This window comes from Gynurincola endophyticus (genome assembly GCF_003991195.1).
GTDB lineage: Bacteria > Bacteroidota > Bacteroidia > Chitinophagales > Chitinophagaceae > Gynurincola > Gynurincola endophyticus.
Map to the genome: position 1 here is coordinate 381,460 of NZ_RCWL01000003.1, position 12,261 is coordinate 393,720.

Sequence of the window (12,261 nt, forward strand, 5' to 3'; positions counted from 1 at the left end):
TGCAAAGAAGCTACAGATTTCCACAACCCTTTAAAAAATGTGAATAAAAAATATGTAGAATTTTTTTTAGAAAGAAAAAATTATTTTTAATATTGTGTAGGGAAATTATTTTCCTGTACTTACTAACCCATCTACATAATAAATCTCCTGAGCATTCAGGAGGTTTTTTTTTGCCTATGCATCGCTACTTTATTATTCACAAACCCTTCAATGTTTTATCTCAATTTACCAATGAAAACGGTAAGTTGTCACTGAAAGATTTCTTTGATGTTCCATCGGATGTTTATCCAGTTGGAAGGCTTGATTATGATAGCGAAGGTTTGTTGATTTTAACAAACGACAAGCGTTTAAACTACCAATTGTTACACCCCTCCCGCCAGCATGAAAAAGAATATTGGGTTCAGGTGGAAGGTAATGTTGCTGACAAAGACCTGGTACCTTTATTGAAAGGCGTTGAGATTAACATAAACGGTAAAAAGTATAAAACATTGCCCGCAAAAGCATCTGTACTGGATGCTTATGAAACGATTCCTGCTCGTAATCCACCCATAAGATTTAGAAAGTCGGTACCTGATACCTGGATTCGGGTAATCATTACAGAAGGTAAAAACAGACAGGTTCGGAAAATGACCGCATCTATAGGTTTTCCTACTTTACGATTAATCAGATACCGGATAGAACGATTAACTTTAGATGGTTTGTTAAGTGGTGAAATGAGAGAACTTTCCTTAGGCGAAATTCAGTCTTTGCTCTTTTCACGACGTCAGATGTAGTATTTTTTAATTACCTTGCTTTAAAATAATAAGTATATGCTAAAATCAATGACTGGTTTCGGAAGAGCTGAAGAAAGAGTAGGAGATAAAACTTTTTTAGTGGATATAAAATCATTGAATGGAAAGCAGTTCGAGCTGTCATTAAAAATGCCTGCGTTTTTAAAGCCGTTTGAATTTGAAATCAGAACTTTATTATCTGCCGAGCTGAAAAGAGGAACTGTTGATTGTACGATCAGCCTGAAAGAAAGCGGTGGTACAAAACCGGTTAGTATCAATACCGATCTGGCAAAAGCTTATTATAAACCAATCGCCGCTTTATCAAATGAATTAGGATTAGATCCATCTGCAATTCTCTCTACGCTTATTAAGCTTCCGGAAGTGATTACACCTACCGGCGAAACCCTGACTGACGATGAGTGGGAAAGCTTCAAAAAAGTGATTAAAACAGCTACAGATGACCTGAATGCACATCGCAGCGAAGAGGGAAAAGTATTAGAAAACGATTTACTTACACGTATCAATAATATAGAAACTTTACAGGAAGAAATCAAAACATTAGAACCACTTCGTAAAGGAAAAATTAAAGATAATCTCACCAAATTACTCGAAGAAGGTGTTGGAAAAGAAAATTACGATACCAACCGTTTAGAGCAGGAGTTAATTTATTATATTGAAAAAATTGACCTTTCAGAAGAACAGGTAAGATTAAAAAATCACTGCGACTATTTTAAGTCTATTTTGGATGAGACCGAAGAAAATAAAGGGAAAAAATTATCGTTCATTCTACAGGAAATCGGACGTGAAATCAATACGACCGGTGCAAAAGCCTATGATGCTACCATTCAAAAATGTGTAGTACAAATGAAAGATGAATTAGAAAAAGCTAAAGAACAGATATTGAATGTTTTATAAAATGAAAAATATTTTTTTCGCCCTCTTATTAACTTCTTTTTGCGGACTTCTCAATAGTTGTCAAACAATTGATGTGTTTGAAAAAAACGTAGAAATCCCTAACTTTCAATGGTCAGGTAGCTTTCAACCGAGCATAAGCTTTGATGTGAAAGATACCACCGCTTTCTATCATATTTATGCAGTCATTCGCCATACGGATGCTTATAAATACAAGAACCTCTGGTTAAATATTCAGTATCAGATTCCGGGTGAAGATTCCGTAAGAAACTCAAAGGTAGAACTGATTCTGGGAGATGATGAAAAAGGGTGGACCGGGTCTGGAATGGATGATATTTTTGAACATAGAATCTTAATCGACGCACAACCCGTTAAATTCGTAAAAGCAGGTAATTATACTTTTCAAATTGCTCAGATCATGCGTGAAGATCCATTGCTGAATGTAATGAATGCAGGTATCAGAGTAGAAAAAATTCCTTAATAATGTCGTTAGAAGAGAGAAAGAAGTTGATGAAAATCGGAGTAATGTACTGGTTTTTGTTAATCTACATTATTTCAGCCCTGGGATTCTGGTATTACTCTCTTGAAAGGCAAAATGTTCAAATGAAAAATTATCGTTTGAACGAACTGAAATTAGATGACCCGGCCTATATGGAAAAGGCAGACCGTGTAGAGGATGATCGCCGCCGCAAGAGTGCACAGTTTCTCGGAGAAGGTCTTACCTTTCTTGCTTTTATTCTCGTAGGTGCTGTATTTGTTTATAAGGCCATCCGAAAACAAATCACGCTGCAGGCACAACAGCAAAACTTTATGATGGCAATCACTCATGAGTTGAAAACTCCTATCGCTGTTGCCAAATTAAACCTTGAAACTTTACTAAAAAGGCAGTTACCTGAAGAACAAAAACAGAAACTGCTCGATAACTCTCTAAGTGAAATAAACCGTCTGAATACACTCACGAATAATATTCTGGTATCCGCTCAATTAGAGTCAAAAAGATATTCCCCTACCAAAGATGAGATAGACTTCAGTAACCTGGTTGATACATGTGTAGGTGGATTTGAAACCAGATTTCCCGAAAGAGAATGGCATGTGGCAATTCATCAGGGGATAAATGTTACGGGCGACCAGCTATTGTTGCAGATTCTAATCAATAATCTGTTGGAAAACGCAATGAAATATTCTCCGAAAGACAGTGCGGTAACCTGCAATCTTAAAAAAGAGAATAATCAGGCTATTGTGGAGGTGATTGATGAAGGTCAGGGTATTCCGGATACAGAGAAAAAGAAAGTATTCACGAAGTTCTACAGAATCGGTAACGAAACCACCAGAACAGCCAAAGGAACCGGCCTGGGGCTCTTCCTTTGTCATAAAATTGCAAAAGATCATCGCGGCACCATCAGAATTAAAGATAATTCTCCAAGAGGTACTAACTTTACCATCACTTTACCTTTAGCGTAATAATTATGAGTAAAAAGCCATCTATCTTATTAATAGAAGACGAAGAAAATTTGCATGAAGCATTGAAATTGAACCTCGAGTTGGAAGGCTACGAAGTTTCTTCAGCATTTAACGGAACGGAAGCGTTACAAAAAGTACAGGAAGAGTACTTTGATTTGTTAATTGTAGATGTAATGATCCCTGAAATAGATGGTATTAGCGTCATTGAAACTATACGTGTTCAACAAAACGAAGTACCGGTTTTAATACTGAGTGCTAAAAATACATCCTCCGATAGGGTATTGGGCCTCAAAAAAGGAGCAGATGACTATCTGACCAAACCCTTTAACCTGGAAGAGCTAATCTTACGTGTACAAAAGTTGATTAATAAGAACTTGAAAATGAATGACAAAGTAACTATCGGAGATACTTATTCATTCGGAAGTAATTATATTGACTTCAAAGCACAGGAAGCTACTACCAAAAGCGGTGAGAAAATCCAGCTAAGTAAAAAAGAATCAATGCTGTTAAAGCTGTTGATTGAAAATAAAAACGAAGTGGTGCCGCGAGAAAAAATCCTTCAAACGGTTTGGGGATACAACGTATATCCAACCACCCGAACCATCGATAACTTTATCCTTAGCTTCAGAAAATACTTTGAAGACGATAGCCGTAATCCCAAATATTTTCATTCGGTGCGTGGGGTGGGATACAAGTATACTGAATAAGCTAAAGGCTCTGTGCTAACTTTTCAAAAGTCTGAAAATCCTGCCTGTTATCGGCAGTGCTGCCCAGTTGACTGAATCTACTGTATTGTGCCTTTGAATATAACTGAAGAATCTGTTCTTGCTGTAGCTGGTTAAACCCGCTCCCGGGTAAATAACTATCCAATGAGCGCTGGTTTAAAATCCGGATACCGTCTTTTTCTTCTATAATAGCCACAATATATTCCTGCAAGTTTTTGTAAAAGTTATGATAGTCGTTTTCCCAATAAGATTTTTTTACAGCATCAAATTGTAACAGGCTTTTTGATATAGCTGCCTGACTAATCGTTTGCTGAACAACAACCGGTTTTTCAACTTTCTTTTTTCTGGAAACAAAGAATGCGATAACAAAAATAACCGGGATTGCTAAAGCTGCCAGCCACCAGTTAAAGCCATTTGAAGCCTCTTCAATTGCTTCTCTGTTCTGAACCGCAGCAGGCAATACAGTAAGTTCAATTTGTTCTGTACTGGTATGGAAGTACTGCTTTTTGTTAGGGTCGAAATAGCTGAATTCAATTGCCGGAATTGTTACCTTTCCTGCTTCTTTTACATAAAAAGGAATCACAAACTTTTTAGAACCCTGAAAAGGGTATTCTTCTTTTCTGTAATCGGTTTGTGTAGTACTCTGACTAACCGAAAGCTGATCGGGAACAGACCATTCGGGTAAGTGCACCAGTGGTAAATTACCTTGTCCTTCAATAGTAACTTCTAATTGATTCAGATCTTCTGCATGTACCGTATGATTATTGACCGACGCGTGAATTTTAAAGTTGCCTACTGCTCCATTAAAAGAGACGGGTTTGCCTTCAGACGGTAATGGCAATACTTTCACATTTAATTTGTTAGAACTAATATTGGCTTTGTATAAAAAGTTTTCATACCTGTTTTGTTCGCGGGCTCTTCTTTGTAAAGGAATATTAGCTTCGATAGAAAGAGGCTCAATTGTCAACTCTCCTTCATGTAACGCAAAGAGATGAACAGAACGGATTTCGTTCATTGAATAGTCCTTGCCTTTATGTTGCACTACAACGGGGTCATAACGATATTGGGTGTATTGGTCTTCCATGCTAAACCCGTTATAAGTAGCTAAACTTCCAATAGAATACTTCGCTTGCAGACGGGCATAAATTTTTATAGTAGAAAGCAGATTTTCTCCTACATAACAAGTGTTTTTATTAACCGACTGCACTAATTCGATGTTTTCTTTTACTTTCTTTTCGGGTGTTTCGTTATCACTTAATAATGAAACAGGTACAGTCATCGCAGGATGATTACTTTTTCCGGTGCCTTTTAATACAGTTACCTGTATTGGTTGAGAGTTTACTGTAAAGCCGTCTACTACAGCTTGTGCCTTAGGAAAAACAAAGCTGCCGGTGATTAAAGGCCGAAGCGTAAAGGTTTTTGTAAATGTCAGAATCGGTTGACTATTATTAATATATTCTGTACGATAGCTTTGAAATTCATTGGTAATCTGAAACGAAAAATTATCCGGAATATCCAGTTTTGTGATTTCTTTTCCACCCTTGATCGTATATGAAATAATCAATTCTTCATCAAGTGTAATCGTTTTTTTTCTTACCTCACAAGTCATAGTAATGCCTTGCGCCCAGGTAAAGTGAACTGATAAAAACAAAACGAATAGGAGGATGTACTTTTTCATGATAATTATAAATCGCCTAATTGTGGTCGTAATACTATTTCTTCAACACAAGCCTGTACTGATAACTTCGATGCACTGAAAATCATTTCAGCAACATCATCTGCCGTCATTAATCTTGATTCTTCCACTCCACTACCTTTCCATGAGTCAGTATATGCTGCTCCCGGGTAAACACCGGTTACTTTAATGCCTAAAGGCTTTAATTCTTCTCGTAGATTTTTGGTGAAGCCTGCCAGGGCAAACTTTGAAATTGAATAAGAGCCACCGTTGGCATAGGCTTGCAAAGAGGCAATCGAACACATGTTAAATATATGCCCGGATGATTGTTTTTCAAATGCAGGCATTAATGTACGAGTTAAATGATAAGCGCTGTATAAATTAGTATTAATCATGAATTCAATCTGACCATCAGGTTCATTGTAAATAGCACCCGGCACATATGACCCTGCATTATTTACCAGGATATCTATTTTGTTAAATTCTTTTAAAATTTGTTTTCCAACATCGATCGTCGCTTTTTTATCAGAAAGATCAGCTGCATAGCTCGTTATATTCACTGTGTTCTCTTTCTGTAAGCGCTCTGTTGCAGCTGCCAGTTTTGAGGGAGTTTTGCTAATTAATATCAATTGATTTCCTTCGCGCGCAAAAGCGGAAGCAATCGCATATCCTAAGCCCGTAGAAGCCCCGGTAATCACAACATTTTTCATACAATTCACTTGATTCACTAAGATACAAAAAACGTATTACAAACCGGATTGATGTTTCTTTAACAATTACTGTCGTATCTTGCATTTATGAGATACGAACATGTTTTTTTCGATTTGGATCACACTTTGTGGGATTTTGAAAGCAACGCGAAAAAAACCCTGGATGCGCTGTATAAAGACATGAACCTTGGTGCTAAGGGTGTGAGTGAGTTTGATGTTTTTTATAAACGATACTTAGTGCACAACGACAAGTTGTGGGAGAAATACCGGAATGGACAGATCCGTTCCGATGAATTACGCTGGAAGAGAATGTGGTACACGCTGTTAGACGATCGAATAGGAGATGAAAAGATGGCGAAAGAGATGGCTGCCTTCTTTTTGGAACATCTGCCGCAACGTAATATTTTATTTCCCTATACCACTGAAATTCTTACTTATCTGCAACAAAAAGGATATCACCTGCATCTGATTACAAATGGTTTTGAAGATGTGCAATGGCATAAAATCAGAAATTCTTCTATTGATCATTTCTTTCAGCATGTGATTACTTCAGAAGCCAGTATGAGCTTAAAACCACATCCGGCTATTTTTCAGTATGCTATCAATAAAGCTGCAACCAGTTTTGAGAAAAGTATCATGATCGGCGATAATATCGAAGCAGATATTTTAGGAGCACATGGTGTGGGTATGGATCAGGTTTTTGTAAACCATATAGGGCAGAATTCAACTTTTTCTCCTACTTATACGATCAGTCACCTGCGGCAATTAGAAGATATTTTATAAACCGTTTTCTGATAACTTTTAACGCTGTTATTACTTTTATAAAAAAAGCCTCCGCAATTTTGCGGAGGCTTTTTTATCTATACAATAAGTTACGTTTACTTTAATGTTGCCAGAATGGTGATACCACCTTTTACTACCTGGTTTAATTGCACATTTACTTCTGTGCCCAATGGTAAAAGTAAATCAACTCTGCTTCCGAATTTGATAAAGCCTAATTCGTCATTTTGTTTCACTTTCTGATCAACCTGCAGGTAATTGATAATTCTTTTGGCGAGCGCACCGGCAATTTGTTTTACGAGAATTTCACCTTTTGTGTTTTTAATCACAACAGAATGGCGTTCGTTTTCTGTAGATGATTTCGGGTGCCATGCTACCAGATATTTTCCTTTATGATATTTGTTATAAACGACTTCTCCATCAACAGGACAATGGTTTTGGTGTACGTTTGCAGGACTCATAAACACTGAAATCTGCAAACATTGTGCTTTGAAATATTCATCATCATAAACCTCTTCAATTACCACTACTTTACCGTCGGCAGGGCTGATCACCTTGCTTTCACCAAAAGTTTTGGTACGGTTTGGTATTCTGAAAAAAGAAATGATGAAAAGAACTAATCCTAGTGTTGCAATAAAAATCAGCCAGCTCAACCATGGTAAAGTAGCGCTGATGAAATAGAATGATGCCAGGTTTATAATGGCAAAAATGATAGTAGCAATTGCGATGCTTTTGTATCCTTCTCTATGGATTGTCATTATGAAAGTATTGCGTTTGAGCGAAGTTAAAAAAATATTAATAATTCTGCTAAGAATAGATTATCCAGCAAAATAACCAAACAAATGGTGTGGCAAAAATAAGAGAATCAAACCTGTCTAAAAAACCACCGTGCCCTGGCATCATATTACCGCTGTCTTTTACATTAGCCATTCGTTTAAGCTTGCTTTCGAACAGGTCGCCCAGTGTACCGGCTATAGCAGCAATAGTGGCAATGATGCCCATTTCTATGTAATCCATTTGTAAAAAATAAGCAATAGTACCTACCGTGAGTATTGCTAAGATGGCCCCTCCGGCAGTTCCTTCCCAGGTTTTTTTCGGAGAAATGGGTGAAAATGGTGTTTTTCCGATTAATGACCCCACTATATAAGCCATTGTATCATTAATCCAGATAGAAGCAATCAATACCAATGGTAAGATTCCGATGCGCAGATTTCCTTCTTCAAAGATGGTAACCGGTAAATGATAGATGTAAACCATAAAACCGATACTTAGCGAAATATAGACTAACCCGCCCAGTGAGTATAAGGTATTTTTAGGCTGAATATGTCTTGATAACAACAGTTCGATAATTGGTAATATAAATAGCAGAATCAATGCTCCCCACCAACCGATAGCACTGATAGAAAGCTGTTGTGACTGCAATTGAGACGGCACGAAAAACAACATGATAAACCAACCCAGAAAAATTACTCCGTAACGGTGTGCGGGATGAATCTTCTTATATTCCGGGTCAATTTTTACAATTAATGACTGATACTCTTTCCAGCACCCGAAATGAATGATTGAAAAGAGTAAAATAAACGAATAGAAATTCCAGCACAACCCGATTGCCATTACAATCACAAAAACGATTGCCGATAATGTACGGGTTTTTAAGGTATTTAGATTTAAAGCCATATCCGGTTTTATTCTGGTAAAGGTTCTAACTGAGCCTTCGATTTTGATTTAAACAGATAAAGAATGTAAGTAATAATAATGGCGCTGATCAGTGCAGCAAGAATAGGTACTTCAGGGTTTTTATCACCGAGGTCCGGATAATAAGAGGCAGCTACTACCTGTATTCCATTGTACACAAAGTGTGCAAATATGGGAACCCACAAGCTTCCGCTATACCAATAAAAAGCACCTAATAACACTCCCAGGAAAAAACGTGGTAAGAATCCTGCAAATTGTAAGTGAAGGGCAGAAAATATGATGGCAGAAATGATAATACCTGCCCAGGGATTTCTGGTCAGTTGTATTAATACTCTTTGCATAGCGCCTCTGAACAAAATTTCTTCTGCTATGGAAGGCACCAATGCCAATACAAAAAGATTGAACAACAGATCAAATGCATTTTCTGTATGAAGAAAAGCTTTGACTTGTGAATTAGTGGCTTCTTCCATTTGAAGAAACTTCTCAGGTAAAGGAATCATTTCATTGAGGTGACCTAACCAAAATACAAGCGGGGCACTCACCAGAATACAAACGCCCGCCAGCGGTAAAAAACTGCTATGCTGAGGTTTTTTTAACCCTAAAAATTTTAGATGGCCGTAATGCACGGTAAAAACAGAAAATAGAAAAGCCGGAATGATAAAAAAAGCAACAGATGAGAAAACCTGCAACCATTTAGCCTTAGTAATCATTTCTTTAGAGGTTAAATCAATCCCTCCCAGCTGATCTGCCTGAAATGTTGAGCTCAGAACCAGAAATAACTGCGGAGAAAGAATAATAAACAAAACCGCCAATTGCTTCAAGGGAGAAACGATTTTATATTGCGAGATCATATTCTGTATGTGAATGATTTAATGCGTAATTTTGTGTTTGTGTTGTGTCTGCAAGATACACATTATTTTAAGGGTGAGTAGCCCGTTTATATAATCGTGATAAGAGAATGGTTCAAATTGGAAACATAGAATTACCTGATTTTCCGCTTTTACTGGCTCCGATGGAAGACGTCAGTGATCCGCCCTTCAGATATGTTTGTAAACAGGAAGGTGCTGATCTCATGTACAGTGAGTTTATTTCCAGCGAAGGACTGATCAGAGACGCCATTAAAAGTCGTCAGAAATTAGATTTCTCCGAGTTTGAACGCCCTTTCGGTATACAGATTTTCGGTGGAGATGAAGAAGCTATGGCATTGAGTGCCAGAATTGTAGATACGGTTCAGCCCGATCTGGTAGATATCAACTTTGGCTGCCCGGTTAAAAAGGTCGTTTCTAAAGGTGCCGGTGCCGCAGTGCTGAAAGATATAGACCTGATGGTGAAGTTAACAGAAGCGGTGGTAAAATCAACTTCTCTGCCGGTTACGGTAAAAACCAGGCTCGGTTGGGATGACCAGAATAAAAATATTCTGGAAGTAGCCGAACGATTACAGGATGTTGGTATTGCAGCACTTTCGATTCACGGACGAACCCGGGCTCAATTGTATAAAGGAGAAGCCGACTGGACCCTGATCGGCGAAGTAAAAAATAATCCACGTATCAATATTCCTATTTTTGGCAATGGAGATATTGATTCTCCGCAGAAAGCACTGGAATACAAAAACAAATATGGTGTTGATGGCATCATGATTGGAAGGGCAGCAATTGGTTATCCCTGGATTTTCAGAGAAATCAAGGCTTTCGTAAAACAGGGCATTCTTTTGCCGTTTCCTACCGTTGAAGAACGTGTGGAAATCTGTAAAACTCATGTTCAGAAATCTGTTGAATGGAAAGGTGAAACATTGGGCATTCTGGAAATGCGCCGCCATTATACCAATTATTTAAAAGGTCTTTCACATATCAAAGAATATCGTACTAAACTGGTAACCGTTAAAACGCTGGTAGAAGTATTAGAAATACTGGAAGAAGTAAAAGAAAAATACAAGGATGTTGTGGTAGAAAGATCTTATGCCGGTTTTTCAGGCGACCAGATAAATGCTTGCGGATAAAAAACAAAACTAATATATGAAATCAGGAAAACTGTCTGTTTATGTACTAATAATTGCTTTAGTCAGTGTATTTGCAGCTTGCTCATCAACTAAAAAAGCGGGTTCCACTCCAAAGCTACAAGCCGTAGATGAAACTACTTTAATGAGTCACCTGCAGTACTTGTCGTCTGACGAATTTAAAGGCCGCCTCGTAGGTTCTCCGGAAAGCGAAAAAGCACAGGAATTTTTAATTCAGCAATTACAGTCTTTTGGTGTAAAACCATTGTTAGCTGCGTATCGTCAACCGTTCACGATGAACAGACGTAACGATACTGTAAATAAAATTAACGCCAATAATGTGATCGGTTTAATTCCGGGAAAGAAATACAAAGATAAATACATTGTTCTTTCTGCTCACTACGATCATATCGGCGAACGTAACGGATTAATTTTTAATGGTACTGATGATAATGCCAGCGGAACCAGCGCATTAATCCAGTTTGCAAAATACTTTCAGAAAAATCAACCAGATCATAACATTGTAATTGCATTTTTTGATGCGGAAGAGTCAGGGTTGAGAGGTGCCAGACATTTTGTTGCCAACCTGCCGGTGGCAAAAGAACAAATCATTTTAAATGTAAATATGGATATGATCAGCCGCGATGATAACAATGACTTGTATGCTTGCGGAACGTTTCAACATCCTTTTCTGAAAACTTATATTGATCCCGTAATAGCTATTGCGCCAATCAGTATTAAATACGGATATGATGATCCATCAAACGGAGGAAGAAACGACTGGACCAGCTTATCTGATCAGGGGGCTTTCAAACAGGTAGGTATTCCGTTTATTTATTTTGGTGTAGAAGATCATGCTGATTATCACAAAGCAACCGATACGTTTGAGAAAGTAAAGAAAGAGTTTTATGTAGGAGCTGTCAGATCGATTCTGAGTTTTGTACAGTTGTTCGATAAAACATTCAAACCAACGAATTCATAACTAAAAAACGTCTCCAACCGGAGACGTTTTTTTATTTGCGGATAGAAAAACTCTTATCCAAATAATTTGGTCATAATTGATTCGAAATCGAATTTTAGTTTCGTAATTAATAAGCTGCATACAAATAGTCCTAAAACGGCTCCGTATACCCATTGTACCGGTGCATATTTTTTCTGACGTATTCTCAGAAACATAATATAAACAATCCCGACCATCATTAAAACCACGATGCCTGATCTGACAAGGCCATTTGCCCAGATAACATTAATTACTTTTTCTACAAAAGGATATCCTGCTTCACGGCTTTTGGTAAAAGATTCGTCAAACTCATTTAACAATGCCATTGCCTTCACTTTCATCAGTAATGCAAACAGATTATAGGCTCCACCCACAAAAACAAAAACAGCCAGCGGTTTTCTGAAATTATGCTTTTTTCTATGATGACGGAGTATGCTGAATCCTATGATAACAAGGATCAGCCAAACAACCTGAGTAGTTAAAACGGTATTGGTAAATTGTTTCTTTAGTTCAAGTATAAGCTCGGTATAGTTGATCATC

14 protein-coding genes are annotated in these 12,261 nt (G+C 37.6%); 8 read left to right on the plus strand and 6 right to left on the minus strand.

The features are described from left to right. The first annotated feature begins 176 nt into the window (after positions 1–176). Genes D9O48_RS08285 through D9O48_RS08305 form a run of 5 tightly spaced genes read left to right on the plus strand, consistent with a single transcriptional unit; the run spans position 177 to position 3,850 of the window. Positions 177–773 carry a pseudouridine synthase gene (locus D9O48_RS08285; RefSeq protein WP_126972479.1) on the plus strand — a complete coding sequence of 199 codons (597 nt, stop codon included), beginning with the start codon at positions 177–179 and terminating at the stop codon, positions 771–773. 36 nt (positions 774–809) lie between these two features. Further along, positions 810–1,685, plus strand: coding sequence for a YicC/YloC family endoribonuclease (locus tag D9O48_RS08290; protein WP_126972480.1), 876 nt, complete (start codon positions 810–812; stop codon positions 1,683–1,685). 1 nt (position 1,686) lies between these two features. Further along, the gene (locus tag D9O48_RS08295) at positions 1,687–2,163 is read left to right on the plus strand and encodes a gliding motility lipoprotein GldH (RefSeq protein WP_158624847.1); all 477 of its coding nucleotides are present in this window, start codon (positions 1,687–1,689) and stop codon (positions 2,161–2,163) included. Positions 2,164–2,165: 2 nt separating this feature from the next. Next, positions 2,166–3,143, plus strand: a complete 978-nt coding sequence (locus D9O48_RS08300) for a sensor histidine kinase (RefSeq protein ID WP_126972482.1) — start codon at positions 2,166–2,168, stop codon at positions 3,141–3,143. Between the two features lie 5 nt (positions 3,144–3,148). Then, positions 3,149–3,850 carry a response regulator transcription factor gene (locus D9O48_RS08305; protein ID WP_126972483.1) on the plus strand — a complete coding sequence of 234 codons (702 nt, stop codon included), beginning with the start codon at positions 3,149–3,151 and terminating at the stop codon, positions 3,848–3,850. A 1-nt stretch (position 3,851) separates the two neighbouring features. On the opposite strand, the gene D9O48_RS08310 is transcribed toward D9O48_RS08305, so the two are convergent. Both D9O48_RS08310 and D9O48_RS08315 read right to left on the minus strand, forming a co-directional pair. Continuing rightward, complete coding sequence (locus D9O48_RS08310) at positions 3,852–5,546, minus strand: BatD family protein (RefSeq protein ID WP_126972484.1); 1,695 nt, start codon at positions 5,544–5,546, stop codon at positions 3,852–3,854. A gap of 5 nt (positions 5,547–5,551) precedes the next feature. Next, positions 5,552–6,253: an SDR family oxidoreductase gene (locus tag D9O48_RS08315; RefSeq protein WP_126972485.1), complete on the minus strand. Its 702-nt coding sequence runs from the start codon at positions 6,251–6,253 to the stop codon at positions 5,552–5,554. Positions 6,254–6,340: 87 nt separating this feature from the next. Here D9O48_RS08315 and D9O48_RS08320 point away from each other — a divergent pair, with 87 nt between their 5' ends. Then, positions 6,341–7,036: a YjjG family noncanonical pyrimidine nucleotidase gene (locus D9O48_RS08320; RefSeq protein ID WP_126972486.1), complete on the plus strand. Its 696-nt coding sequence runs from the start codon at positions 6,341–6,343 to the stop codon at positions 7,034–7,036. 95 nt (positions 7,037–7,131) lie between these two features. On the opposite strand, the gene D9O48_RS08325 is transcribed toward D9O48_RS08320, so the two are convergent. The 3 genes from D9O48_RS08325 to D9O48_RS08335 are packed head-to-tail and all read right to left on the minus strand — an operon-like array spanning position 7,132 to position 9,579. Then, positions 7,132–7,791: a phosphatidylserine decarboxylase family protein gene (locus D9O48_RS08325; protein WP_126972487.1), complete on the minus strand. Its 660-nt coding sequence runs from the start codon at positions 7,789–7,791 to the stop codon at positions 7,132–7,134. 49 nt (positions 7,792–7,840) lie between these two features. Then, the gene (locus D9O48_RS08330) at positions 7,841–8,710 is read right to left on the minus strand and encodes a phosphatidate cytidylyltransferase (RefSeq protein WP_126972488.1); all 870 of its coding nucleotides are present in this window, start codon (positions 8,708–8,710) and stop codon (positions 7,841–7,843) included. A gap of 8 nt (positions 8,711–8,718) precedes the next feature. Then, positions 8,719–9,579, minus strand: a complete 861-nt coding sequence (locus D9O48_RS08335; RefSeq protein WP_126972489.1) for a CPBP family intramembrane glutamic endopeptidase — start codon at positions 9,577–9,579, stop codon at positions 8,719–8,721. A gap of 107 nt (positions 9,580–9,686) precedes the next feature. Here D9O48_RS08335 and dusB point away from each other — a divergent pair, with 107 nt between their 5' ends. Both dusB and D9O48_RS08345 read left to right on the plus strand, forming a co-directional pair. Beyond that, complete coding sequence (gene dusB, locus D9O48_RS08340) at positions 9,687–10,724, plus strand: tRNA dihydrouridine synthase DusB (RefSeq protein ID WP_126972490.1); 1,038 nt, start codon at positions 9,687–9,689, stop codon at positions 10,722–10,724. 16 nt (positions 10,725–10,740) lie between these two features. Further along, a complete protein-coding gene (locus tag D9O48_RS08345; RefSeq protein WP_126972491.1) occupies positions 10,741–11,703 on the plus strand; it encodes a M28 family peptidase in 963 nt (320 codons plus the stop codon). 53 nt (positions 11,704–11,756) lie between these two features. Here D9O48_RS08345 and D9O48_RS08350 read toward each other — a convergent pair whose 3' ends face one another. Next, complete coding sequence (locus D9O48_RS08350) at positions 11,757–12,260, minus strand: hypothetical protein (RefSeq protein WP_126972492.1); 504 nt, start codon at positions 12,258–12,260, stop codon at positions 11,757–11,759. Position 12,261: the final 1 nt, after the last annotated feature.

Excerpts from the sequence above, each read along its gene's own strand:
- D9O48_RS08285 (WP_126972479.1), top strand. The coding sequence starts at position 177 with ATGCATCGCTACTTTATTATTCACAAACCCTTCAATGTTTTATCTCAA.
- dusB (WP_126972490.1), top strand. The coding sequence starts at position 9,687 with ATGGTTCAAATTGGAAACATAGAATTACCTGATTTTCCGCTTTTACTG.
- D9O48_RS08320 (WP_126972486.1), top strand. The coding sequence starts at position 6,341 with ATGAGATACGAACATGTTTTTTTCGATTTGGATCACACTTTGTGGGAT.
- D9O48_RS08350 (WP_126972492.1), bottom strand. The coding sequence starts at position 12,260 with ATGATCAACTATACCGAGCTTATACTTGAACTAAAGAAACAATTTACC.
- D9O48_RS08310 (WP_126972484.1), bottom strand. The coding sequence starts at position 5,546 with ATGAAAAAGTACATCCTCCTATTCGTTTTGTTTTTATCAGTTCACTTT.
- D9O48_RS08325 (WP_126972487.1), bottom strand. The coding sequence starts at position 7,791 with ATGACAATCCATAGAGAAGGATACAAAAGCATCGCAATTGCTACTATC.
- D9O48_RS08295 (WP_158624847.1), top strand. The coding sequence starts at position 1,687 with ATGAAAAATATTTTTTTCGCCCTCTTATTAACTTCTTTTTGCGGACTT.
- D9O48_RS08300 (WP_126972482.1), top strand. The coding sequence starts at position 2,166 with ATGTCGTTAGAAGAGAGAAAGAAGTTGATGAAAATCGGAGTAATGTAC.
- D9O48_RS08290 (WP_126972480.1), top strand. The coding sequence starts at position 810 with ATGCTAAAATCAATGACTGGTTTCGGAAGAGCTGAAGAAAGAGTAGGA.
- D9O48_RS08305 (WP_126972483.1), top strand. The coding sequence starts at position 3,149 with ATGAGTAAAAAGCCATCTATCTTATTAATAGAAGACGAAGAAAATTTG.
- D9O48_RS08345 (WP_126972491.1), top strand. The coding sequence starts at position 10,741 with ATGAAATCAGGAAAACTGTCTGTTTATGTACTAATAATTGCTTTAGTC.
- D9O48_RS08330 (WP_126972488.1), bottom strand. The coding sequence starts at position 8,710 with ATGGCTTTAAATCTAAATACCTTAAAAACCCGTACATTATCGGCAATC.
- D9O48_RS08335 (WP_126972489.1), bottom strand. The coding sequence starts at position 9,579 with ATGATCTCGCAATATAAAATCGTTTCTCCCTTGAAGCAATTGGCGGTT.
- D9O48_RS08315 (WP_126972485.1), bottom strand. The coding sequence starts at position 6,253 with ATGAAAAATGTTGTGATTACCGGGGCTTCTACGGGCTTAGGATATGCG.